The sequence below is a fragment of the Stenotrophomonas sp. CCNWLW57 genome, from assembly GCF_037203925.1.
Classification (GTDB): domain Bacteria; phylum Pseudomonadota; class Gammaproteobacteria; order Xanthomonadales; family Xanthomonadaceae; genus Stenotrophomonas; species Stenotrophomonas rhizophila_A.
Genome location: NZ_JBBCBJ010000004.1, coordinates 463,133 through 486,294, shown reverse-complemented (window position 1 = coordinate 486,294; position 23,162 = coordinate 463,133). Strand labels below are relative to the sequence as shown.

Genomic DNA, 23,162 nt, shown 5'->3' with positions numbered 1-23,162 from the left:
ATGCAGAGCACTACCGCCCCCCGCCGGGTCGCCGTGTTCGGTGCCACCGGCTCGATCGGCGCATCCGCGCTGGACGTGATCGCGCGCCACCCGGACCGTTACCGCGCCACCGTGCTGGCCGCCGGCACCCAGGTGCAGGCGCTGGTCGCGCTGTGCGCGCTCCACCGGCCCGCGCATGCGGTGATCGCCAGCGAAGCGCTGTATGCGGATCTGCGCGATGGCCTGCGCGCCGCCGGTCTGGACACCCAGGCGCATGCCGGCGCCGCCGCGCTGGACCAGCTGGCCGCCAGCGACGCATGCGACACCCTGGTCGCCGCCATCGTCGGCGCCGCGGGGCTCTCCTCGACCCTGGCCGCCGCCGGCGCTGGCAAGCGGATCCTGCTGGCCAACAAGGAATCGCTGGTCCTGGCCGGCGAGCTGCTGATGCAGCGCGCCACCGCCGCCGGGGCCGAGATCATCCCGATCGACAGCGAACACAGCGCCATCTTCCAGTGCCTGCGTTCGCGCGACGCCAGCCTGGACCAGGCCGGTGTGCGCAGGATCCTGCTCACCGCCTCCGGCGGCCCCTTCCGCGGGCGCAGCCGGGCCGAGCTGGCCGAGGTCACCCCGGCCCAGGCAGTTGCCCACCCGAAGTGGTCGATGGGCCCGAAGATCTCGGTCGATTCGGCGACGTTGATGAACAAGGGGCTGGAGGTCATCGAGGCCCACCACCTGTTCAACATCCCCGGCGAGCGCATCGAAGTGCTGGTGCACCCGCAGAGCCTGGTGCATTCGCTGGTCGAATTCGTCGACGGCTCCACCCTGGCCCAGATGGGCCTGCCGGACATGCGCACCACCCTGGCCGTGGGCCTGGGCTGGCCGCACCGCATCGAATCCGGGGTGGGCGGGCTGGACCTGCTGAGCCAGGGCCGGCTGGATTTCGAGGCCCCCGACACCGACGCCTTCCCCTGCCTGCGCCTGGCCTGGCAGGCGATGGCCGCCGGCGGCACTGCCCCGGCGGTGCTCAATGCGGCCAATGAAGTGGCTGTTTCAGCGTTTCTTCAGGGGCGGATCGCTTTCCTAGCCATTCCAGGGCTGGTGGCTAACGCTCTTTCAACACTGCCTTCCGCGTCCGCCGATACACTGGAGGGCCTGCTGGCCGCCGACCAGCACGCCCGCCAGATCACCCAAGCCGCCATCGACCACGCCTGAATGCCCTTCCCGCTCCTTTCCCGCGACGTCCACCATGGGTGAATTCATCGGCTCCGTCTGGTGGATGATCGTCAGCCTTGGCCTGCTGGTGACGTTCCATGAGTTCGGTCACTACTGGGTCGCGCGGCGCTGTGGCGTGAAGGTGCTGCGCTTCTCGGTCGGCTTCGGCAGACCGCTGTGGATGCGCCGCAACCGCAACGGCACCGAATTCGCCATCGCCGCCATCCCACTGGGCGGCTATGTGAAGATGCTCGACGAGCGCGAGGTCGAGGTACACCCGGCCGAACGCGGCCTGGCCTTCAACCACAAGAGCGTCTGGCAGCGCATCGCGATCGTGGCGGCAGGCCCGATCGCCAACCTGGTGCTGTGCGTGGCCCTGCTGTGGGCCATGTTCGTACTGGGCAAGCAGGATTATTCGGCCACCATCGGCCGCACCTCCGGCATGGCCCAGGTGGCCGGGCTGCAGGCCGGTGACCGCGTGCTGAGCGTGGATGACCGCAGCGTGGTCACCGCAGGCCAGGCCGCCATGGCCCTGACCACGGCCGCCATGGACCGCCACGATGCGAAGGTGGAGGTGGTCGATGCGCAGGAGCAGGTGCGCACCCGCACCCTGCCGCTGTCGCAGCTGCCGGCCGGCTTCGATGAGCGCTGGGTGGCCTCGCTGGCCGGCCTGACCTGGCAGTTCCACCTGCAGCCGGCACTGGTCGAACAGGTGCTGCCCGATTCCGCCTCCCAAGGCGTGCTGTTGCCGGGCGACCTGGTGGTGGCCGTGGATGGCCAGCGCATCGATGCGGCCGACCAGGTCTCCCCGGCCATCCTCGCGCTGGGCAAGCGCGGCGGCCCGGGCATGATCGAGGTGCTGCGCAACGGCGACCGGCTGGCGCTGGAAGTCACCCCGCGCCAGGGCAAGGACGGCCGCGGCCAGCCCACGTGGCAGATCGGCATCGGCTTCCCGCAGGCCAGCGCGCCGGCCTATGACACCACCCTGCAGTACGGCCCGCTGGCGGCCATCCCGGCGGCGCTGCGCGAAACCGCGCGCGCGGCGGGCGATTCGCTCGGCATGATGCGCCGCATCGTGACCGGCAATGCCTCGCTGCAGAACGTTTCCGGCCCGGTCACCATCGCCCGGGTAGCCAACCAGACCGCCCAGCGCGGCCTTGATTGGTTCCTCTGGTTCTTGGCCGTACTCTCGCTCAGCCTGTGCATCATCAACCTGTTGCCCATCCCCATCTTGGACGGCGGGCACCTGCTGTATTACCTTATCGAGTTGGTCAAGGGCAGCCCGCTCAGCGAGCGTGCCATGGCGGCCGGCCAGTACATCGGCCTGGCCATGCTGGCCGGACTGATGGGACTGGCGTTCTACAACGACATCCTCGGTCTGTTCCCGCGATGAACTTTTACCCTTTTGTCGTCGTCTTATGCGCCGGCATCCCGCAACATCGTATTCGACTCCAACCGGACGTGACATGACGCGACTCCCCAATCGCCGCCTGCTTGCCCTCGCACTCGCCGCCGGTTTCGGCGCGCCCGCCCTGGCCCAGGCAGCCGAGCCCTTCACCGTCAGCGACATCCGTGTCGATGGTCTGCAGCGCATCACCTCCGGTACCGTGTTCACCTACCTGCCGGTGGAACGTGGCGAGACCCTGACCGACAACAAGGTCGGCGAGTCGATCCGTGCCCTGTACAAGACCGGCTTCTTCGAGGACGTCCAGCTTGAGCGGCAGGGCGACATCCTGGTGGTCACGGTCAAGGAACGCCCGGCGATCAACAAGCTGACCGTCACCGGCAACAAGGACATCAAGAGCGACCAGCTGCTCAAGGGCCTGAGCGACATCGGCCTGAGCGAAGGCGGCACGTTCGATCGCCTGAGCCTGGACCGGGTGACCCAGGAACTGCGCCGCCAGTACAACGACCGTGGCAAATACAACGTCGAGATCACCCCGACCGTCAGCCCGCTTGACCGCAACCGCGTGGACATCACCATTGCGATCAAGGAAGGCAAGGCCGCCAAGATCCAGCACGTGAACCTGGTCGGCACCGAGAAGTTCGAGTCCAAGGACATCCTGGAAACCTGGGAATCCAAGGAGCACAACTGGGCATCGTGGTACCGCCGCGACGACCAGTACTCCAAGGAAAAGCTGTCCGGCGACCTGGAAAAGCTCAATGCCTGGTACCTGGACCGCGGCTACGTGGACTTCAGCATCGATTCCACCCAGGTCTCGATCAGCCCCGACAAGCGCGACATGTTCATCACCGCCGGCGTGACCGAAGGTGAGCAGTACAAGATCTCCGAGATCAAGGTCACCGGCGACACCATCCTTCCGCAGGAAGACGTGGAGCGCATGCTGATCCAGAAGTCCGGCGATACGTTCTCGCGCGCCCTGCTGGAATTCAGCTCGGACGCCATCACCAATTCGCTGTCCAACATCGGTTACGCGTTCGCCAAGGTGAACCCGATCCCGACCAGCAACCGCGCCGAACGCACCGTGGCGATCAACATGCAGGTCGTGCCGGGCCCCCGCGTGGGCGTGCGCCGCATCGTGTTCAAGGGCAACACCCGCACCTCCGATGAAGTGCTGCGTCGTGAAATGCGCCAGTTCGAGAACAGCTGGTACTCGCAGGCCGCGATCGACCGTTCCAAGATCCGCCTGCAGCGCCTGGGCTACTTCGAATCGGTGGATGTCGAAACGCCGCCGGTCACCGGCAGCAACGACCAGGTCGACGTGGTCTACAACGTCAAGGAAACCACCTCGGGCAGCTTCGTGTTCGGCCTGGGCTATTCGCAGTCCTACGGCATGACCACCTCGGTGCAGCTGTCGCAGAACAACTTCCTGGGCGGCGGCAACCGCGTGTCGGTCGAAGCGTCGCGCAGCAGCTACCTGCAGCGTTACGGCTTCTCCTACACCAACCCGTACTTCACCGACGACGGCGTGTCGCTGGGCTACAACCTGTCCTGGCGCGAGCTGGATTACTCCGACTTCAACACCGCGCAGTACAACAGCACCAACGGTGCGGCGCAGGTGGTGTTCGGCGTGCCGATCACCGAGAACGACACCGTCTCGCTGATGGTGGGCATCGACAGCAACCAGATCACCACCTACCAGGGTGCAACGCCGCAGGCGATCATCGATTACATCGATGCCATCGGCCAGCGCACGTTCCACTCCTGGCGCACGGAGCTGGGCTGGGCGCGCGACACCCGCAACGATTACTTCATGCCCACCCGCGGCATGTACCAGCGCGTGGGCCTGGAAACGACCCTGCCGGGTTCGACGGTCGAGTACTACAAGCTGAACTACCAGGTCTCCAAGTACTGGCCGATCATCCCGTCGCTGGTCATCAATACCCGCGCCGAGGTCGGCTACGGCGACTCCTACGGCAACGATGTCACCCGCGTGATCACCAACCCGGATGGCACCACCCGCACCGTGACCGCTTCGGGCCTGCCGTTCTTCGAAAACTTCTACGCCGGCGGTACCAACTCGGTGCGCGGTTTCGAAGACAACACCCTTGGCCCGCGCTCGGAGCCGACCGCTTCGTACAACCGTGGCCAGCCGCTGGGTGGTTCGCTGAAAACCGTGGGTTCGGTCGAAGCCTACTTCCCGCGCCTGTTCGACAGCCCGTCGGCCCGCGTCTCGGCGTTCTTCGACGTCGGCAACGTGTACAACGGCGTGGACAACTTCAAGGCCAACGAACTGCGTGCCTCGGCCGGTGTCGCCCTGCTGTGGCGCGCCCCGGTCGGCCCGATCTCGATCAGCTACGCCTTCCCGCTCAAGAAGGAAGACGGCGACGAAATCGAACGCCTGCAGTTCACGTTCGGTGGCCAGTTCTAAACCCACCGATCGCACACGAAAACGCCGGGCCCAGCCCGGCGTTTTTGTTTGTGGGGCTTGGCCGCTCTTGATCACCCTTGGCCACCGACACACCGTCGGAGGGCCGGCGGGTGCGGGGGTACGGGGGCTTTACCAAACATGGATGTTTGGTAAGAGCCCCCAGGGATGGGTTCACGGCGCCCCCCGTACCCCCGCACCCGCCGGCCCTGCGCGCGAACCCCGCAGCCCACAGGCTGTTCGCCTGAATCCGGCCGGCGCCGCATACCATCGCTGAACCCCCGAACATGACCGAAGTCACGCCACACGGTAAACTCCCGGCGTGAACACTCCTACCTATACCGCCCAGCAACTCGCCGAGCAGTTTGGCCTGCAGGTCCATGGTGATGGCAGCACCGCCATCCGTGGCGTGGCCACGCTTGCCCATGCCGGCCCCGGCCAGCTGACCTTCCTGGCCAACCCGCGCTACCGCGCCCAGCTGGCCGACAGCCAGGCCGGAATCGTGGTGCTGCGCGCCGACGACGCCGACGCCGCGCCCGGTACCGCGCTGATCGCCAAGGATCCCTACACCACCTTCGCCAAAATCGGCGCGCTGTTCGACATCGCCCCGACCCGGCCGCCGGGCATCCACCCCAGCGCCGTCATCGATCCCGAGGCCCAGGTCGCCGCCAGCGCCCACATCGGCCCGTTCGTCACCATCGGCGCGCGCAGCGTGATCGGCGAGAACTGCATCATCGGCGCCGGCAGCATCATCGGCGAAGACTGCAGCCTGGACAGCGGCTGCGAACTGATCGCCCGCGTCACCCTGGTCACCCGCGTCCGCATCGGCAAACGCGTGCGCATCCATCCCGGTGCCGTGCTCGGCGCCGATGGCTTCGGCCTGGCGATGGACGCCGGCAGCTGGATCAAAGTGCCCCAGCTGGGGGGCGTGCGCATCGGCGACGACTGCGAGATCGGCGCCAATACCTGCGTCGACCGCGGCGCCCTCGAAGATACCGTGCTCGACAACGACGTGCGCCTGGACAACCTCGTCCAGATCGCCCACAACGTCCAGATCGGTGCCCACTCGGCCATCGCCGGCTGCACCGGCATTGCCGGCAGCGCCAAGATCGGCCGTTACTGCCTGCTCGGCGGCGCCGTCGGCGTCGTCGGCCACCTCGAGATCTGCGACAAGGTGGTGATCACCGGCAAGTCCGTGGTGCGCAACTCCATTACCGAACCGGGCGAATACTCGTCCGGGACCCCATTGACCGACAACCGCACGTGGCGCAAGAACGCCGCGCGCTTCAAGCAGCTCGATGCACTGGCCCGTCGCATCCTGTCTGTAAGCAAGGAGAAGGAATGAGCCACCCACAGAAGCTGCCGGACATCACCGAAATCCAGGCGTTGATCCCGCACCGCTATCCCTTCCTGCTGGTCGACAAGGTCGTCGCGATCGATTACGAGAAGCGCACCATCGTTGCCACCAAGAACGTCAGCATCAACGAACCGTTCTTCCAGGGCCACTTCCCCAGCCAGCCGATCATGCCCGGCGTGCTGATCATCGAAGCCATGGCCCAGGCCGGCGGCGTGCTGACCCAGCTCACCCTGGGCCGCGACGCGCAGTCCAAGCTGTTCTACATGGTCAAGGTGGACAAGGCCCGCTTCAGTAAGCAGGTGGTGCCGGGCGACGTGCTGGAAATGCATGTCGAGATCAAGCGCGTGATCCGCAACATGGCGGTGTACGACTGCGTGGCCAAGGTCGACGGCGAGATCGTCGCCTGCGCCGAAGTACTCTGCGCCGGCACCCGCGAATGAACGGGCCGCTCATCCACCCCACCGCGGTCATCGACCCGTCGGCGAAACTGGCGGCGGATGTACGTATCGGTGCGTTCTGCCTGATCGGTGCCGATGTCGAGATCGGCGAGGGCACCGAAGTCGGCCCGCACTGCTCGATCCACGGCCCGACCCGGATCGGCCGCAACAACCGCTTCATCGGCCACGTTGCCGTGGGCGGCGAACCGCAGGACAAGAAGTACGCCGGCGAGCGCACCGAACTGGTGATCGGCGATGACAACGTGTTCCGCGAATTCGTCACCCTCAACCGCGGTACCGGCGGCGGCGGTGGCGTCACCACCATCGGCAACGGCAACTGGATGCTGGCCTATACGCACGTGGCGCACGACTGCCACGTCGGCAACCAGTGCGTGTTCTCCAACAACACCACCCTGGCCGGCCACGTGACCGTGGGCGACTACGTGATCATCAGCGGTTTCGCCGGGGCCCACCAGTTCTGCCGGATCGGGGCGCACGCCTTCCTGGGCATGGGTGCACTGACCAATGGCGACGTGCCACCGTTCACCATGGTCGGCAGCGATTCGCTGGGCCGCCCGCGCGGCATCAACAGCGAAGGCCTCAAGCGCCGCGGCTTCGATGCCGAGCGCATCGCCAGCATCAAGCGCGCCTACCGCACGTTGTACGTGGCCGGCCTGCCGCTGGCCGAAGCCAAGGTGCAGCTGGCCGAACAGGCCACGCACAGCGCCGACGTCAAGGACATGCTGGACTTCATCGAGCACGCCGAGAGGCCCCTGCTGCGATGACGGCGCCGGGCTCTTCGCGACCGCTGCGGATTGCGCTGGTTGCCGGTGAAGCCTCCGGCGACCTCCTTGGCGCCGGCCTGGTGCGCGAACTGCAGCAGCGGTTCCCGGACGCCGAGTTCGCCGGGATTGGCGGCGATGCAATGCGCAGCGCCGGCTGCCTGACCTGGTTCGATGCCAGTGAGCTGGCGGTGATGGGCCTGACCGAAATCCTGCGCCACCTGCCGCGCCTGCTGAAGCTGCGCAGTGAGTTCCGTGCGCGGGTGCTGGAGTGGCAGCCGGACGTGTTCATCGGCATCGACGCCCCGGACTTCAACCTGGGCGTGGAGCGCTGGCTGAAAGAGCGCGGCATCACCACGGTGCACTACGTCAGCCCATCGGTCTGGGCGTGGCGCGAGAAGCGTGCGGAGAAGATCGGTGCCAGCGCCGACCTGGTGCTGTGCCTGTTCCCGATGGAACCGCCCATCTACGCCCGCCATGGCATCGACGCGCGCTTCGTCGGCCACCCGATGGCCGATGACATCCCGCTGCACAGCGACCGCGAAGCGGCCCGCGTGGCCCTGGGCCTGCCGGTCAACGCCAAGGTGCTGGCTGTGCTGCCGGGCAGCCGGCTGGGCGAGATCAGCAAGCTGGGCGGCGCGTTCTTCGAAGCGGCCTGGCAGGTGTCCGAACGCATTCCTGGCCTGCACGTGGTGGTGCCGGCAGCCAACCCGGCCTGCCGTGCACTGATCCAGGAGCAGCTGTCGCGCTCGGCGCTGCCGGTGGCCTACTCGCACCTGCTGGACGGCCAGGCACGCACGGCGATGATCGCCGCCGACGTGGTGGTACTCGCCTCGGGCACGGCCACGCTGGAGACGATGCTGGTGAAGCGGCCGATGGTGGTGGGTTACCGCGTGGCGGAGCTGACCTACCGGATCGTGAAGGCGCTCGGCCTGATCAAGGTAGACCGCTTCGCGCTGCCGAACATCCTGGCCGGCAAGGACCTGGCACCGGAGCTGATCCAGCACGACTGCGTGCCGGACAAGCTGGCCGAGGCGATCATGCAGTGGTTCGATCAGCCGCAACGCGCCATCGAGATCCAGGACACGTACGAAAAGCTGCACCTGCAGTTGCGCCAGGACGCGTCGGCGCGCGCGGCCGACGCGGTGGCGGAACTGCTGGCACGCAAGCCGCGCGGGAACGCGCCGGCATGAGCCGCCGCCACGCTGCGGCGGCCTCGCTGGCGCTGTTCGACGGGGCGGCGCTGGCGACGGTCGCGCCGCGCTATGTGGCGGGGGTGGACGAAGCCGGTCGCGGGCCGCTGGCCGGCCCGGTGGCGGTAGCGGCGGTGGTGTTCTGCCCGGACCGCCCGCGTCTGAACGGGCTGGACGATTCCAAGCAGCTCACGGCGATCCGCCGCGACCAGCTGTTCGACAGGATCCAGCAGCGTGCGCTGGCCTTCCACGTGGTGATGGTGGACGTGACGGAGATCGACACGCTCAACATCTACCAGGCCACGATGCTGGGCATGCGCCGGGCGGTCGAGGCGGTAGCGCACGTAGCGCAGTTCGCGCGCATCGACGGCAACGTGGTACCCAAGGGCCTGCCCTGCCCCGCGCAGGCGCTGGTCGGAGGCGACGCGCTCGACCGCGCGATCATGGCGGCCTCGATCCTGGCCAAGGTCAGCCGCGACCGCTACATGCTCCAGCTGCACGAGCAGCACCCCGAATACGGTTTCGACCAGCACAAGGGCTACGGCACCCCGGCCCACCTGGCCGCCCTGCGCACCCACGGCCCCTGCCCCCACCACCGCCGCAGCTTCGCGCCCGTGCGTGATTGCCTGGACAGCGCGTTGGTTGCTGCTGTCTGACGCAACAGCAACCGCAACAGCCAAAGCAAAAGCAAAAGCGGCACTTCCGGTTCGGCTGGCTTGGGCGGCGGGTGTGGGTTTGCGGGACACGCTGCAAGTACGTCCATGTAAGCTCGTTCGCGCCATCCATGGCGCTCTACGGTCCCGCAAACCCACCCCCGCCGCCCTTTGACAGTTGGCTGGTGCCCAACGGAGGTCAAAGGCGGAGCCCTTGCTCCCGCTTTTCCGTGCGAGCCGACCTTCCGTTGGGGGCGGCGCCGGGGGCAGGGGTACGGGACCTTTCCTTGCAACATGGATGTTGCAAGAGAGCCCCCAGGGATGGGTTTACGGCGCGTCCCGTACCCCTGCCCCCGGCGCCGCCCCAGCCGATAGCCCAACCGCCCAAGCGCTTTGGCTTTGGCTTCGGCTTGGCTTCCGCCTTAACCCAATGCCCTGTCAAGCCTTGTTCCGCTTGCCCCGCGCGGCTACCCTGACCGGGCATTACATTGGCCCGGCATGTCCACTTCCCGTTTCGTACATCTGCACGTCCACACCGAGTTTTCGCTGGCGGATTCGACCATCCGTGTCCCGGCGAAACCGGATCAGGCTGACCCGAAAAAGGCCAAGCAGGCCAACCTGCTCAGCCGCGCCGTCGAACTGAACCTGCCCGCGTTGGCAGTGACCGACCTGAACAACCTGTTCGCGCTGGTCAAGTTCTACAAGGCCGCTGAAACGGTCGGCATCAAGCCGATCGCCGGTGCCGACATCATGATCGCCGAAGAGGGCATGACCCCCTGGCGCATGACCCTGCTCTGCCGCGACCGCGAAGGCTATCTCAGCCTGTCGCGCCTGCTCACGCGTGCCTGGATGGAAGGCCACCGCCCTGAAGGCGGCGTGGCGGTGCACCCCGACTGGCTCAAGGGCGGCTGCCACAACCTGTTTGCCCTGGCTGGCCGCGACAGCCTGGCCGGGCGTCTGGCCGGCGAAGGCCGGCATGACCTGGCCGAGCAGCAGCTCGCCGACTGGCAGCGCGTGTTCGGCGACGGCCTGCATCTGGAGCTGACCCGTACCGGTCGCGAAGGCGAAGAAGCGTTCAACCAGTTTGCCCTGGTGGCCGCCGGCCAGCGTGGCCTGCCCGTGGTGGCCAGCAACGACGTGCGCTTCCTGCGCCCTGACGATTTCAGCGCGCACGAAGCCCGCGTGTGCATTTCCTCCGGCCGCGTGCTGGACGATCCCAAGCGCCCGCGCGATTACAGCGACCAGCAGTACCTCAAATCGCCCGAAGAGATGTGCGCGCTGTTCGCCGACATCCCCGATGCGATCGACAACACGCTGGCGCTGGCCGAACGCTGCAACATCGAAATGCGGCTGGGTACCTACTTCCTGCCCAACTACCCGGTGCCGGAAAACGAAACGCTGGACAGCTGGATCTGCAGCGAATCGCGCAAGGGCCTGGAAGCCCGCCTGGAAAAGAATCCGCTGGCCGAAGGCAAAACCCGCGAGGACTATTTCGAGCGGCTGGAATTCGAGCTGGCCACCATCATCAAGATGGGGTTCCCCGGCTACTTCCTGATCGTGGCCGACTTCATCCAGTGGGGTAAGAACCAGGGTATTCCGATCGGCCCCGGCCGTGGTTCCGGTGCCGGTTCGCTGGTGGCCTGGGCACTGCAGATCACCGATCTGGATCCGATTCCGTACAACCTGCTGTTCGAGCGGTTCCTCAACCCCGAACGCGTGTCGATGCCCGACTTCGACATCGACTTCTGCATGGACCGCCGCGACGAAGTCATCGACTACGTCGCGCGCAAGTACGGCCGCGAACGCGTCAGCCAGATCATCACCTACGGCACCATGGCCGCCAAGGCCGTGGTGCGCGATTCCGGGCGCGTGCTCGGTTTCCCGTATGGCCTGGTCGACGGGGTATCCAAGCTGATTCCCAACATCCTGGGCATTTCGCTCAAGGATGCGATGGGCGAAGGCAAGGATTCGGAAATGGCATCGCCGGAGTTGATCCAGCGCTACCAGAACGAAGACGACGTGCGCGACCTGATCGACCTGGCGCGCCAGCTCGAAGACCTTACCCGCAACGCCGGCAAGCATGCCGGCGGCGTGGTGATCGCGCCGGAACCGCTGGCCGAATTCTGCCCGCTGTTCGCCGAACACGATGAAGGCGGCCGTGGCCGCAACCCGGTCACCCAGTTCGACAAGAACGACGTCGAAGAAATCGGCCTGGTGAAGTTCGACTTCCTCGGCCTGCGCACGCTGACGATCATCGACTGGGCGGTCAAGGCGATCAACAAGCGCCATGCCCGCGCCGGCATTCCGCCGATCGACATCACCGCGCTGCCGCTGGACGATGCGCCCACCTACAAGGACATCTTCGCCAACGGCAACACCGGCGCGGTCTTCCAGTTCGAATCCTCGGGCATGCGCCGCCTGCTGAAGGACGCGCGCCCCGACCGCTTCGAAGACCTCATCGCGCTGGTGTCGCTGTATCGCCCCGGCCCGATGGACCTGATTCCCTCCTTCAACGCGCGTAAGCACGGCCAGGAAGAAATCATCTACCCCGATCCGCGTACCGAAGCCATCCTGAAAGACACCTACGGCATCATGGTGTACCAGGAGCAGGTGATGCAGATGGCGCAGATCGTCGGCGGTTACTCGCTCGGCGGCGCCGACCTGCTGCGCCGCGCGATGGGCAAGAAGGTGCCGGCCGAAATGGCCAAGCACCGCGAGATCTTCCGCGAGGGTGCGGCCAAGGGCGGCGTGGACGGCCCCAAGGCCGACGAAATCTTCGACCTGATGGAGAAGTTCGCCGGCTACGGTTTCAACAAATCGCACGCTGCCGCCTACGCGCTGGTCAGCTACCAGACCGCCTGGCTCAAACGCCATTACCCGGCCGAGTTCATGGCGGCCACGCTGTCCTCGGACATGGACAACACCGACAAGGTGGTGGGCTTCCTGGCCGAAGTGCGCAACCTCGGCCTGACCGTGCTGCCGCCGCGCGTGAACGAGTCGGCGTACATGTTCGAAGCCTCCAGCGCCGACACCATCCAGTATGGCCTGGGCGCCATCAAGGGCGTGGGCCAGGGGGCCTGCGAAGCAGTGGTTGACGAGCGCCTGGCCAAGGGCCGCTACGCCTCGCTGCTGGATTTCTGCATGCGCATCGAATCGGGCAAGCTCAACCGGCGCACGCTTGAAGCGATGATCAACTGCGGCGCACTCGATGGCCTCGGCAAGAACCGCGCTTCGCTGATGCTGCAGCTGCCTGAAGTGCTCAAGGCCACCGACCAGATGTCGCGCGAGAAGGCCTCCGGCCAGAACTCGCTGTTCGGCGCGCCCGACCCGGTCAGCACCGCGCTGCAGCTGGACCTGCCTGAAGCCAAGGAATGGGGGCTGGGCCAACTGCTGGACGGCGAACGCGAAACGCTGGGGTTCTACCTCAGTGGCCATCCGTTCGACCCGCATGCCGACGACGTCAAGGAACTGGTCGGCACCGACCTGGGCATGCTGGAAAAACTGATTCCCCCTGCCCGGCCCAGCAAGGATGGCGAAAAGCGCGCCTGGCGCCAGGAAACCCCGGTGATCCTGGCCGGCCTGGTGGTCGGCGTGCGCCGCAAGGGCGAAAGCCAGGTGTTCATGCAGCTTGAAGACGGGAAGGGCCGGGTCGAATGCAGCGCGTTCACCGATGGCCTGGCCGAGTTCGGCCACCTGATGACCAAGGACCGCATCCTGGTGGTCAAGGGCGGCCTGCGCGAGGACGAGTTCAATGGCGGCTATGCCCTGCGCATCCGCCAGTGCTGGGACTTCGAGGAAATCTGCGCCAATTACGCCACCCGCCTGTCGCTGCGCCTGGACCTGCGCCAGGGCGACCCGGTCTGGGCGCGGGTGAACGGCCTGCTCGACCGCCACCGTCCCGGCCGCACCCCCCTGCGCCTGGACCTGCTGCTGGGCACCGAGCAGGGCCCGGTAGCCGGCATGCTGGACGTAGCCGGCGACACTGCCGTGCGCGTGGACAGCCAGCTGGTGGACGCCCTGCGGGCCGACCCGGCGGTCCGGACGCTGAAAGTCCGGTACAGCCCGCCATGGGCCAACTAGCCCCTGACCAGACGACGGCGTACGGGGCATTTAGACGCATTCGGCTACACTTTCCCTCTTTTCTTCACGACGGCTTCCGATGAATCCGAACTACCTCGACTTCGAGCAACCCATCGCTGATCTGGAGGCAAAGATCCAGGAGCTGCGCAGCGCAAGCGCCGGCCCGGCGGTCAATGTCGAGGCCGAAGTGCGCACCCTGCAGGACAAGCTGCGGCTGCGTACCGCGCAGATCTTCCGCAACCTGACCTCGTGGCAGGTGCTGCAGCTGGCCCGCCATCCTTCGCGCCCTTACACCGCCGACTACATCCGCATCTTCTGCGATGAGTTCCAGGAACTGGCCGGCGACCGCGCCTTCGCCGACGACAAGGCCATCATGGGTGGCCTGGCCCGCATCGGCGGCCGTTCGGTGATGCTGATCGGCCACCAGAAGGGCCGCGACACCAAGGAAAAGATCAAGCGCAACTTCGGCATGCCCAAGCCGGAGGGCTACCGCAAGGCGCTGCGCCTGATGAAGATGGCCGAGCGCTTCGGCCTGCCGGTGCTGACCCTGATCGACACCGCCGGTGCCTGGCCGGGCATCGATGCCGAATCGCGTGGCCAGTCCGAAGCGATCGCGCGCAACCTGATGGAAATGGCCGAACTGAAGGTGCCGGTGATCTGCACCGTGATCGGCGAAGGCGGCTCCGGCGGCGCGCTGGCGCTGGGCGTGGGCGACCGCACCGTGATGCTGGAATACAGCGTGTATTCCACCATCAGCCCGGAAGGCTGCGCCTCGATCCTGTGGAAGGATGCGGGCAAGGCCAAGGATGCCGCCGAACAGCTGGGCCTGACCGCGCCGCGCCTGAAGAGCCTGGGCCTGGTCGACAAGGTCGTGCGCGAGCCGACCGGCGGAGCTCACCGCAACCCGAACCAGATGGCCAAGCGCCTGAAGGCCGTGCTGCTCAACGAGCTGGACGCGCTGGAGAAGCTGTCCACCGAAGACCTGCTGCAGAAGCGTTACGAGCGCCTGCGCAGCTACGGCGCCTACGAAACGGCCTGATCGGCCGTTGCGATTGCGGCAAGAAGAACCGGGCCATGCGCCCGGTTTTTTGTCCCTCAGAACGGCTTGGCCAGCACCAGCCAGACCACGCCGATGAACAGCACCAGCGGCAGTTCATTGAACCAGCGCAGCGCGCGCGACGACGGCAGCACCTTGCCCTTCACCGCGCCCTTCAGCAGCCGCCCGGTCCACGAGTAGTACACCAGCAGCAGCACCACCAGCCCCAGTTTGGCGTGCAGCCAGCCTGCCGCACCTGGCGCGACCATGGTGGGGAAGTCCGGAATCACCCGGTAGCCCAACCACAGCACCAGCCCCAGGATCAGCGCGAAGCCGAACATCATGTGGCCGAACTTGTACAGGCGCAGGCCCATCAGCTGCAGGCGCTCCACGACGGGCAGCTGCCCGGCGGTCTCACTCAGGTTCACCAGGATCCGCGGCAGGTAGAAAACCGCCGCCATCCACGCCACCACGAACAGCAGGTGGAAGGTCTTGACCCAGTAGTAGGACTGCATGCGCTTGCTCCGGCGGCTGGCTTGGGATGTCGTTCATTCTGGCCGATTCACGCGGGCTGCGCATGCGCGGCAGATTGACGCAGCGGGCTCGGCTACCATGTGCACCCACCCCGTCCTCGATCCCTGTCCCCGCATGCAGAAGACCTACGACCAGGCCTACTTCCAGCGCTGGTACCAGCCCGACCAGACCGGCGGCGCGGCGCGCCTGGCGCGCAAGGTCGCACTGGCCGTCGCCAGTGCCGAGTACTACCTGGAGCGCCCGATCCGCAGCGTGCTGGACATCGGCGCCGGTGAAGGCGCCTGGCGCGCGCCGCTGCTCAAGCTGCGCCCGCGCGTGCAGTACATGGGCTTCGACAGCAGCGACTATGCGGTGCAGCGCTACGGCCGCAGCCGCAACCTGCACCCGGCCCGGGTTGGCGATTTCGCCTGGCTGCGCCCGTGCGCGCCGGTGGACCTGCTGGTCTGTTCGGACGTGATGCACTACGTGCCCACCCGCGAGCTGCGCCCCGCCCTGGCCGGTTTCGCCGAGCTCACCGGTGGCGTGGCGTTCCTGGAGGCGTTCACCGCCGAGGACGAGTTCGAAGGTGACCATGAAGGATTCCAGGCCCGCCCGGCGGCCTGGTACCGCCGCCAGCTGACGGCCGAAGGCTTCACCGCGCTCGGCTCGCACTGCTGGCTGTCGCCCGCACTGGCGGGCCACGCCGCTGCCCTGGAACGCAGTGGCCGTTGATCTCACGGCCGGTTGCGACGGATCCGCCTATTAAGGCGTTCCCGACCCGGGTGAGGTATGCTGCGCGGCAACATAAGACCATACATATTCGGACGTCATGCTCTATCAGCTGCATGAATTGACCCGCAACCTGCTCGCCCCGTGGGTGCACCAGGCCCAGGCCAACGCCAAGTTCTTCGCCAACCAGGGCCACTGGTGGTCGCAGATGCCCGGTGCCGACCGCCTGTCCGCGGTGAACGAGCTGTTCCATCGCATCGGCAAGGATTACGAGAAGCCCGAGTGGGGCATCAACGAAATCGAGGTCGACGGCGAGCGCGTGCCGATCGTGGTGCACGAAGAAGTCGTCAAGCCGTTCTGCAAGCTGCTGCGCTTCAAGCGCCACAGCAACGAAGCCGACCAGCTCAACACCATGCTCAACCAGCCGTTCGTGCTGGTGGTGGCGCCGCTGTCGGGCCACCACGCCACGCTGCTGCGCGACACCGTGCGCACCCTGCTGCGCGACCACCGCGTGTACGTCACCGACTGGGTCGACGCGCGCATGGTGCCCGGCAGCGAAGGCGAGTTCAGCCTGGACGATTACATCGCCTACGTGCAGGAATTCATCCGCCACCTCGGTGCCGAGAAACTGCACGTGGTCAGCGTGTGCCAGCCGACCGTACCGGTGCTGGCCGCCGTTTCGCTGATGGCCAGCCGTGGCGAAACCACGCCGCGTTCGCTGGTGATGATGGGCGGCCCGATCGATGCGCGCTGCAGCCCGACCGCGGTGAACAACCTGGCCACCCAGAACCCGCTGTCGTGGTTCGAGAACAACGTGATCCACACCGTGCCGCCGGGTTATCCGGGCGCCGGTCGCCGCGTGTACCCGGGCTTCCTGCAGCACGCCGGTTTCCTGTCGATGAATCCGAGCCGGCACTTCAGTTCGCATTGGGATTTCTATGCCGACCTGGTCAAGGGCGACATGGAAGATGCCGATGCGCACCGCCGCTTCTACGACGAATACAACGCAGTGCTGGACATGCCGGCGCGCTACTACCTGGATACCATCCGCGTGGTGTTCCAGGAATTCCTGCTGCCGCGCGGCGAGTGGTATGTACAGGGTGAGCTTGTGGATCCCGGTGCGATCACCGGGACCGCGCTGCTGAGCATCGAAGGCGAGCTGGACGACATCGCCGGCCTGGGCCAGACCGAAGCGGCGCAGGAACTGTGCACCGGCATTCCGGCGGCGCGCCGTGAGCACTTCGTGGTCGAGGGCGCCGGCCACTACGGCATCTTCAGCGGCCGCCGCTGGCGCGAAACCGTGTACCCGAAGGTGCGCGATTTCTTCGCCGCCAACGCGCAGGCTGCGGCGAAGCCGAAGAAGGCAGCCAAGGCCGCCAGCAACGTCACCCCGATCCGTAAGAAAGTGGGTTGACGACCGGTTGCGCCGACGGTTGTCGGCGCTTCGATCCGGATCATGAACGTCTGACGGGCGGTTTCGATTGGGGCTGAACGCCGGTCGGATCACCGTGGCCTGATCTCGACGACTTCGGATGCTTGCGCCGCGCTGCGCGCGGTGTCCGGCCAACGGCCGGACCTACGAATTGCTACGGGCCCATCCGGATCATGGTCAATCAACCAAGGGCTCCGGATGCCTGGCGGTAGCGCCGGCCGTTGGCCGGCCGTCGGTAGACTTAGAGGCGTACCAGCAGGTGTTTCGCCATCTGGCCGTGCAGGTGGCCGATGAAGCGCGCCAGGTGCATGGTGCAGAACAGGATCACCACGCCCAGTACCGCCAGCGCGGGGGTGGCCCACAGCGGCAGCACGACCAGTTCGCTTTCGAAGTACAGGCTCGGGGCGCCCAGCGCGAACATCGAGGCCACCGGCGCCCAGATGAAGACCAGCGCCACCGTCAGCAGCGTGACCGCGATGGTGAAGTAGATGATGCCCAGCGGCAGCATCAGCATGAAGTACAGCATCGTCAGCCAGGTGCGTCCATCGGTGAACATGTCGCCGATGCGCTGCAGCCAGCTGCGGCTGCGGTCGGCATAGCGCGGCCGACGCGGCATCCGCTCGCCGAGCAGTGCTTCGATCAGCCGCCCTTCCAGCAGCGCCAGGCCGCGCACCGAACCGAAGAAGAGCACGGTCATCGGAATGCCGATGATCAGCACGATCAGGCCCAGCGACATCGACAGGCCGGTGATTACCCAGGTGAAGAAGAAGATGCCGGTCGCCAACGACAGCAGCATGTAGAACAGCGCGCCGTAGGTCCGCGGTTCCAGTGCCACGCCGAAGAAGCGCGCCAGCGCCGAGCGGTGCGGCGGCGGAACACGGTCGGTCGGCGGTGCATCGCCGCCGGCTGCGGCCGCTGCGGCGGCAACACCCGGCGCCACCTGCGCCGGCACTACCCGGGCGATCGGCCGCACGCTGGCGCTCGGGGTGCGCAGCGCGCGGTTCACGGTGATTTCGGTTTCGCGGTAGATCTCGGCCACTTCCTCCGGCGCACCGTAGCTGCCGGCCACGTCGGCAATCACCTCCGCCTCGCTGCGGCCCGGCTGGGCGGCCAGTTCCGAACGCAGGTATTCCTCGGCGTCGTACAACGCGTCCTGCACCATCGCCGGATCGGCGTCATGCAGCGCGGCGCGCAGTTGTGCCAGGTATTCCCCGATGGTGGTCGGCAGGCCCCCGCCCGCCCTGTTCTGTTCGTTCATTGCAGTACCCCTTCCAGCACGGAATCAACGGAATCTCGGGTGGCACGCCAGGCCTGGCTCCACAACGCCAGCACCTCGCGGCCGCGTTCATTGATGCGGTAGTAGCGCCGCGGTGGCCCGGCCACCGACGGTTCGATCTGGCTTTCCAGCAGCCCGGCCCCTTCGAGGTTGCGCAGCACCGGGTACAGCGCGCTCTGCTTGCCGCTCAGCACGCCCTCGCCGGTCCGTTCCAGTTCCTTGGCGATCAGGTAGCCGTACAGCGGCTCCCCGGCCTTGGCCAGCACCGCCAGCAGGGCCAGCGACACGGTGCCGGCACTGAGCTCCTTCTGGAACTTCTTCAGGTGGACCTCGTGGTCGCTCATGACGATCTCCAGCTAGCGTGGAGTCAACACTAGTGCGAAGTCAGCTATAGCGAACGTGCCGTTAGTCACCCTGCCGGGGGACAGGGTGGGCTGGCGGCCGGAGCCGGGCTTCGCGCAGAATCGGGGATCGTTCATCCCGGGGTCCACCATGTCGCCACGCCGTCCCGCCCTGCTTGCGCTTGCCCTCTCCTGCCTGCTGCCGGGCCTGGCCACCGCAGCCACGCCGTACCGCAGCGCCCAGCAGATCCTGGAAGCCTCGCCCGCGAGCGACTGGCGCACGCCGGATCCGGCCAACCTGCTGGTGATGAAGCTGGATGCCGGTGAGGTCCTGATCGAGCTGGCCCCGGCCTTCGCGCCGCAGCACGTGGCCAACATCCAGACCCTGGCCCATGAGCATTTCTGGGATGGCGAGAGCATCTACCGCGCGCAGGACAACTTCGTGGTGCAATTCGGCGATGCTGATGCCGATGACGCGGCCAAGGCCAAGCCGCTGGGCTCGGCCAAGCGCAAGCTGCCGGCGGAGTTCCAGCGCGACAGCAAAGGGTTGAAGGTCAGCGTGCTGCCCGATCGCGACGGCTGGGCCGACCAGACCGGCTTCGTCGACGGCTTCGCGGTGGGCCAGGACCGGCAGGACGGCAAGACCTGGCTGGCGCACTGCTACGGCGCGCTGGGTGCCGGCCGCAACAACGACGAAGACAGCAGCATCGGCGCCGAGCTGTACGTGGTCACTGGCCAGTCGCCGCGCCAGCTGGACCGCAACATCACCGTGGTCGGCCGGGTGCTCAAGGGCATGGAGCTGCTCAGCGCGCTGCCGCGCGGACCGGCCCCGATGGGCTTCTACGCCGACGCTTCGCAGCGCACCGCGATCCGCTCGATCCAACGCGTGAGCGACCTGCCGGAAGCGCAGCGACCGACGCTGCAGGTGCTGCGCACCGATTCAAAGACCTTCGCCGATACGGTCGAAGCGCGCCGCAACCGCGTGGACGACTTCTACAAACGCGCCGCCGGGCATATCGACCTGTGCAACATCCCCGTGCCCGTGCGGTAAGGGATGCCGCGTCGCGTCAACGTTTCTGGCTGGCGGCGACGCTGCCGAGGATCAACGCGCCGGCGACCACCATCGCCCAGGTCACCGGCTCGCCCAGGAACAGCCACGCAAACAGCGCGCCGAACATCGGCACCAGGTAGGTCACGGTGGAGGCGCGCGCCGGGCCAATCCGCGCGATGAGGCGGTAGAACATCAGGAATGCAAAGCCGGTGCAGACCACGCCCAGCGCGATCGCGCACGCCCACGACACGGCGGGAATCGGCGCGTCCGGCCAGTGGGTCAGCGCCATCGGCAGCATCAGCAGCGCCGCGCTGCCCAGCGTGGCGCCGGCCGACGCCGCTGGCGGCAGGCCGGTCATGTGGCGCTTGACCAGGTTCACGCCCAGGCCGTACAGCAGCGCAGCCAGCGAGCCGGCAATCACCGCCGCGCCGATGCTCAGCCCGGACACCTTGGCGGTGGCCAGCACCACCACGCCGCCGAAGCCGACCAGCAGCGCAATCGCGCGGCGCATGCCGATCTTCTCGCCGAAGAACAGGAACGCGATCAGCGCGGCAAACAGCACGGTCATCGCGTTGCAGATCGCGCCGATCGCGGCCGGTGCGCGCTGCGCGGCCCAGGCGAACAGGACGAACGGAATGGCGGAGTTGATCAGGCCGATCGGCACCAGCCACAACCAGCGCCGGGCCGGGAACTGCGCGCGCGCCTGCCAGAGGAACGGCAGCAGCACCAGCGCGCCCAGCAGCAGCCGCACTTCCACCAGCGCATAGGGGCCGAACGACGGCACCGCCACGCGCATGAACAGGAACGAGCAGCCCCAGATCGCGCCGAGCACGGTCAGCTCCAGCGCGGTGCGCCAGTCGCGCTCGATCGCCCCCGCACTCACCGGCGCGCCGCTCACGGGCGGCCCCCGGCATGGCAGGAACTGGCAGCGACGGCAGCGGGGACGGGCAGCAACATGGCGCGGGCTCCAGGGATCAGACACGCAGCATCTACCTGCCGCAGGGCCTCGACAAGCGCGTAGTATCCCTGCAAGCCACAAATATGATTCAGGTCTCGCCATGATCCTGCGCCCTGCCCTGCTGCCCGCGCTCGGGGTGTTCGCGGTCGCCGCGCGCCACCAGAATTTCGCCCATGCCGCCGAGGAACTGCACCTCACCGCCAGCGCGGTCAGCCACCACGTGCGACGGCTGGAAGCGCTGCTGGGCACAGTGCTGTTCCAGCGCCATGCCCGTGGCGTGCGCCTGACCGCCGAGGGCCGCCAGCTGGCCGACGCCGCCGCCGCCGCCCTGAGCGACATCAACGCCGTGGCCGGCAACCTGCACCCGCAGGCCGATGTGGTGCCGCTGCGGATCACTACCCTGCGCTCGCTGTCCTACTGCTGGCTGGTGCCGCGCCTGCCGCGTTTCACTCGCCTGCATCCGCGCATGCGCATCGAGCTGCAGACCAGCAGTGAACTGGTCCGCTTCGACGAGAACGGTCCGGAACTGGGCATCCGTTACGGACTGGGCCAGTGGCCGGGCCTGGCCGCCCACCACCTGATGGACGACGAACTGTGCCCGGTGGCGTCACCGGCCCTGCCGGGGGTGTCGGCGCTGCGTGAGCCCGCGCAGATCGCCACGCTGCCGCTGGTCAGCGACATGTCACCGCAGGGCTGGCGCGACTGGTTCCGGGCCGCCGGCGTGCGTGGCCTGGACCTGACCGCGCAGCACATCTTCAGCGACAGCACCGATGCCATGCGCGCGGCGGTGTATGGCATCGGCGCGGTGCTGGCGCGCAAGCACATCGCCCAGCCGTACCTGCAGCGCTATGAACTGGTGCGCCTGCCCGGGCCGGCGCTGAAGGCGCGCTATGCGTATTACATCGTGCACGCCGAACACCGGCCGCTCAGCCCGACGGCGGTGGCGTTCATGGACTGGCTCAAGCGCGAAGCCCAGGACGAACGTACGCCCGTGCCGGCGTTGCCGGATGAATTGTTGAACCGCCCTCACGACCAAACGCCTCACGACCAACGGTCGTGAGCTACCGGCGGGTGAATGTCGCCCAACCACCGGCCCGGCAACATTCACCCGCTTTTGCCCGGCGCATCGCTACGGTGGAATCCCCACTCCCACGAGACCTTCCCATGGCCATGCTGCGACTCAGGATCACCGGTACCGAAGACGATGCGCGCGCCATCAGCGACCTGCTCCAGAGCATCGAGGGCATCGAGCACGTCGAGGAAACCGACGATCTGATGCCGCACATGGACGATGACGATTCCAGCTCGGCCGGCCTGTCCGATGACATCGGGCCGGGCACGCATGAGCTGGAAGTCGAGGTCGGCAATGAAAGCACCGCGCAGAAGGTGCGCGATGCCGTGCAGGAGCTGGCGCTGGAACTGGATGTGTTCGTCGAATACGAAACCGACGAGGGCTGACGTGGCAACCCATCGGTAGGTATGCACCGTTGGTGCATACGCGTTACGGCATGGACGAAGCCCGGCGGCGCCGACGCCACAGTTTCAGCCCAACCCAGCCCAGCAGCCACAGCACCAACGTCACCGGCAGCAGCGCGGCCACCGCGCGGATCACGAAGGCCACGCTGCTGGTGACGGTCGCGCCGAAGTCGCCCAGCGCCTCGCCGATCTCGCTGCGGCTGCGCTGGCCTGCGGGCGTCTGGAAACGCAGCGTGAGCAGCTGGGTGTCGATCCGCCGCCGCTGGTTGGCGGCGTCCTTGTTGGCCTGCTCCAGCCCTGCCTCGATTTCGGACAGGCGCTGGGTGATGACCAGCAGGTCGGCGACCTTGATGCCCTTGTCGTCCTGGTAGGCGAGCAGGCGTTCGTGTTCCTTCTGCAGGCGGGCCTTGGTCAGCGCGGTGTCCGCGACCTGCTGGGCGAGGTCTTCGGCCTGGGTGTTGCGCGAGGCGACGTCGCCGCCCTGCCCAGCCAGCCCGATCATCGGTTCCACGCCCTTGGGCGCGATCCGCACCCGGATCGAGCCGGATGGATACTCGCCGCCCTGCTGGCCGACCTGCAGCACGGCGCAGTCGCCGAACCTGCTGGACTGGCAGGCCTCGCTGATCTGCTTCACCCGCGGCCCGATCTGCGCGGCATCGAGCTGGATGTCCACCTCGTGCTCATACGCCAGCGCCGCACCTTCCGGCGAGGCCACCGCACCGGCCGCACCGGCACTGGCCATCTCCGCATGCTGCTTGCCACTGCATCCGGCAAGCGCCACCAGCAGCATCCCTGCCCAGGCGCCGCTGCGCCACATCGTCCCTGTC

19 protein-coding genes and 1 pseudogene are annotated in these 23,162 nt (G+C 67.2%); 15 read left to right on the top strand and 5 right to left on the bottom strand.

What is annotated here, in order from left to right:
* The 10 genes and pseudogenes from V9K91_RS12605 (at position 1) to V9K91_RS12560 (ending at position 14,562) form a co-directional block, all read left to right on the top strand.
* The gene (locus tag V9K91_RS12605; RefSeq protein WP_068850474.1) at positions 1-1,191 is read left to right on the top strand and encodes a 1-deoxy-D-xylulose-5-phosphate reductoisomerase; all 1,191 of its coding nucleotides are present in this window, start codon (positions 1-3) and stop codon (positions 1,189-1,191) included.
* A gap of 34 nt (positions 1,192-1,225) precedes the next feature.
* Entirely contained in the window at positions 1,226-2,584 is a 1,359-nt protein-coding gene (rseP, locus tag V9K91_RS12600) for an RIP metalloprotease RseP (protein ID WP_336442805.1), read from the top strand.
* A 73-nt stretch (positions 2,585-2,657) separates the two neighbouring features.
* Positions 2,658-5,024, top strand: coding sequence for an outer membrane protein assembly factor BamA (gene bamA / locus V9K91_RS12595; RefSeq protein WP_068850466.1), 2,367 nt, complete (start codon positions 2,658-2,660; stop codon positions 5,022-5,024).
* A gap of 319 nt (positions 5,025-5,343) precedes the next feature.
* Positions 5,344-6,366, top strand: a complete 1,023-nt coding sequence (gene lpxD, locus V9K91_RS12590) for a UDP-3-O-(3-hydroxymyristoyl)glucosamine N-acyltransferase (protein WP_093533166.1) — start codon at positions 5,344-5,346, stop codon at positions 6,364-6,366.
* Entirely contained in the window at positions 6,363-6,818 is a 456-nt protein-coding gene (gene fabZ / locus V9K91_RS12585) for a 3-hydroxyacyl-ACP dehydratase FabZ (protein ID WP_093533165.1), read from the top strand. Before lpxD ends, fabZ begins: the two co-directional genes overlap by 4 nt.
* A complete protein-coding gene (gene lpxA, locus V9K91_RS12580; protein WP_093533164.1) occupies positions 6,815-7,600 on the top strand; it encodes an acyl-ACP--UDP-N-acetylglucosamine O-acyltransferase in 786 nt (261 codons plus the stop codon). The genes fabZ and lpxA overlap by 4 nt, the downstream gene beginning before the upstream one ends.
* Before the next feature lie 14 nt (positions 7,601-7,614).
* Positions 7,615-8,790 (top strand): annotated as a pseudogene (gene lpxB, locus V9K91_RS12575) (lipid-A-disaccharide synthase); the annotation flags it as partial.
* Positions 8,787-9,446, top strand: a complete 660-nt coding sequence (locus V9K91_RS12570; RefSeq protein WP_095363337.1) for a ribonuclease HII — start codon at positions 8,787-8,789, stop codon at positions 9,444-9,446. The pseudogene lpxB and the gene V9K91_RS12570, both read left to right, overlap by 4 nt.
* Before the next feature lie 495 nt (positions 9,447-9,941).
* The gene (gene dnaE, locus V9K91_RS12565) at positions 9,942-13,523 is read left to right on the top strand and encodes a DNA polymerase III subunit alpha (protein WP_068850448.1); all 3,582 of its coding nucleotides are present in this window, start codon (positions 9,942-9,944) and stop codon (positions 13,521-13,523) included.
* A gap of 79 nt (positions 13,524-13,602) precedes the next feature.
* Positions 13,603-14,562 carry an acetyl-CoA carboxylase carboxyltransferase subunit alpha gene (locus V9K91_RS12560; RefSeq protein ID WP_068850446.1) on the top strand — a complete coding sequence of 320 codons (960 nt, stop codon included), beginning with the start codon at positions 13,603-13,605 and terminating at the stop codon, positions 14,560-14,562.
* Positions 14,563-14,618: 56 nt separating this feature from the next.
* On the opposite strand, the gene V9K91_RS12555 is transcribed toward V9K91_RS12560, so the two are convergent.
* Entirely contained in the window at positions 14,619-15,074 is a 456-nt protein-coding gene (locus V9K91_RS12555; protein WP_093533162.1) for a CopD family protein, read from the bottom strand.
* Positions 15,075-15,207: 133 nt separating this feature from the next.
* Between V9K91_RS12555 and V9K91_RS12550 the strand changes: the two genes are divergently transcribed.
* Positions 15,208-15,804, top strand: coding sequence for a class I SAM-dependent methyltransferase (locus V9K91_RS12550; protein WP_068850442.1), 597 nt, complete (start codon positions 15,208-15,210; stop codon positions 15,802-15,804).
* Positions 15,805-15,901: 97 nt separating this feature from the next.
* A complete protein-coding gene (gene phaZ / locus V9K91_RS12545; RefSeq protein WP_095363339.1) occupies positions 15,902-17,215 on the top strand; it encodes a polyhydroxyalkanoate depolymerase in 1,314 nt (437 codons plus the stop codon).
* A gap of 259 nt (positions 17,216-17,474) precedes the next feature.
* Here the strand turns inward: phaZ and V9K91_RS12540 are convergent, their stop codons facing one another.
* Together V9K91_RS12540 and V9K91_RS12535 are read right to left on the bottom strand one after the other, a co-directional pair.
* Positions 17,475-18,491 carry a sensor domain-containing protein gene (locus tag V9K91_RS12540; protein ID WP_095363340.1) on the bottom strand — a complete coding sequence of 339 codons (1,017 nt, stop codon included), beginning with the start codon at positions 18,489-18,491 and terminating at the stop codon, positions 17,475-17,477.
* Positions 18,488-18,853 (bottom strand): PadR family transcriptional regulator, encoded by a 366-nt coding sequence (locus V9K91_RS12535; protein ID WP_068850434.1) that lies wholly within the window; start codon positions 18,851-18,853, stop codon positions 18,488-18,490. The genes V9K91_RS12540 and V9K91_RS12535 overlap by 4 nt, the downstream gene beginning before the upstream one ends.
* Before the next feature lie 148 nt (positions 18,854-19,001).
* Here V9K91_RS12535 and V9K91_RS12530 point away from each other — a divergent pair, with 148 nt between their 5' ends.
* Entirely contained in the window at positions 19,002-19,901 is a 900-nt protein-coding gene (locus V9K91_RS12530) for a peptidylprolyl isomerase (protein WP_095363341.1), read from the top strand.
* Between the two features lie 16 nt (positions 19,902-19,917).
* On the opposite strand, the gene V9K91_RS12525 is transcribed toward V9K91_RS12530, so the two are convergent.
* Positions 19,918-20,799 (bottom strand): DMT family transporter, encoded by an 882-nt coding sequence (locus tag V9K91_RS12525; RefSeq protein ID WP_336442806.1) that lies wholly within the window; start codon positions 20,797-20,799, stop codon positions 19,918-19,920.
* A gap of 160 nt (positions 20,800-20,959) precedes the next feature.
* Here V9K91_RS12525 and V9K91_RS12520 point away from each other — a divergent pair, with 160 nt between their 5' ends.
* Positions 20,960-21,919: a LysR substrate-binding domain-containing protein gene (locus V9K91_RS12520; RefSeq protein WP_210131484.1), complete on the top strand. Its 960-nt coding sequence runs from the start codon at positions 20,960-20,962 to the stop codon at positions 21,917-21,919.
* Positions 21,920-22,023: 104 nt separating this feature from the next.
* The gene (locus tag V9K91_RS12515) at positions 22,024-22,317 is read left to right on the top strand and encodes a hypothetical protein (RefSeq protein WP_093533157.1); all 294 of its coding nucleotides are present in this window, start codon (positions 22,024-22,026) and stop codon (positions 22,315-22,317) included.
* A gap of 43 nt (positions 22,318-22,360) precedes the next feature.
* On the opposite strand, the gene V9K91_RS12510 is transcribed toward V9K91_RS12515, so the two are convergent.
* Entirely contained in the window at positions 22,361-23,125 is a 765-nt protein-coding gene (locus tag V9K91_RS12510; protein ID WP_095363444.1) for a DUF4349 domain-containing protein, read from the bottom strand.
* Positions 23,126-23,162: the final 37 nt, after the last annotated feature.

Bases quoted from the DNA above. Each gene is read 5' to 3' on its own strand.
- V9K91_RS12540 (WP_095363340.1), bottom strand. From the start codon at position 18,491: ATGAACGAACAGAACAGGGCGGGCGGGGGCCTGCCGACCACCATCGGG.
- V9K91_RS12605 (WP_068850474.1), top strand. From the start codon at position 1: ATGCAGAGCACTACCGCCCCCCGCCGGGTCGCCGTGTTCGGTGCCACC.
- V9K91_RS12530 (WP_095363341.1), top strand. From the start codon at position 19,002: ATGTCGCCACGCCGTCCCGCCCTGCTTGCGCTTGCCCTCTCCTGCCTG.
- V9K91_RS12520 (WP_210131484.1), top strand. From the start codon at position 20,960: ATGATCCTGCGCCCTGCCCTGCTGCCCGCGCTCGGGGTGTTCGCGGTC.
- dnaE (WP_068850448.1), top strand. From the start codon at position 9,942: ATGTCCACTTCCCGTTTCGTACATCTGCACGTCCACACCGAGTTTTCG.
- V9K91_RS12510 (WP_095363444.1), bottom strand. From the start codon at position 23,125: ATGCTGCTGGTGGCGCTTGCCGGATGCAGTGGCAAGCAGCATGCGGAG.
- fabZ (WP_093533165.1), top strand. From the start codon at position 6,363: ATGAGCCACCCACAGAAGCTGCCGGACATCACCGAAATCCAGGCGTTG.
- rseP (WP_336442805.1), top strand. From the start codon at position 1,226: ATGGGTGAATTCATCGGCTCCGTCTGGTGGATGATCGTCAGCCTTGGC.
- bamA (WP_068850466.1), top strand. From the start codon at position 2,658: ATGACGCGACTCCCCAATCGCCGCCTGCTTGCCCTCGCACTCGCCGCC.
- V9K91_RS12560 (WP_068850446.1), top strand. From the start codon at position 13,603: ATGAATCCGAACTACCTCGACTTCGAGCAACCCATCGCTGATCTGGAG.
- lpxA (WP_093533164.1), top strand. From the start codon at position 6,815: ATGAACGGGCCGCTCATCCACCCCACCGCGGTCATCGACCCGTCGGCG.
- V9K91_RS12570 (WP_095363337.1), top strand. From the start codon at position 8,787: ATGAGCCGCCGCCACGCTGCGGCGGCCTCGCTGGCGCTGTTCGACGGG.
- phaZ (WP_095363339.1), top strand. From the start codon at position 15,902: ATGCTCTATCAGCTGCATGAATTGACCCGCAACCTGCTCGCCCCGTGG.
- V9K91_RS12550 (WP_068850442.1), top strand. From the start codon at position 15,208: ATGCAGAAGACCTACGACCAGGCCTACTTCCAGCGCTGGTACCAGCCC.
- V9K91_RS12555 (WP_093533162.1), bottom strand. From the start codon at position 15,074: ATGCAGTCCTACTACTGGGTCAAGACCTTCCACCTGCTGTTCGTGGTG.
- V9K91_RS12535 (WP_068850434.1), bottom strand. From the start codon at position 18,853: ATGAGCGACCACGAGGTCCACCTGAAGAAGTTCCAGAAGGAGCTCAGT.
- V9K91_RS12515 (WP_093533157.1), top strand. From the start codon at position 22,024: ATGGCCATGCTGCGACTCAGGATCACCGGTACCGAAGACGATGCGCGC.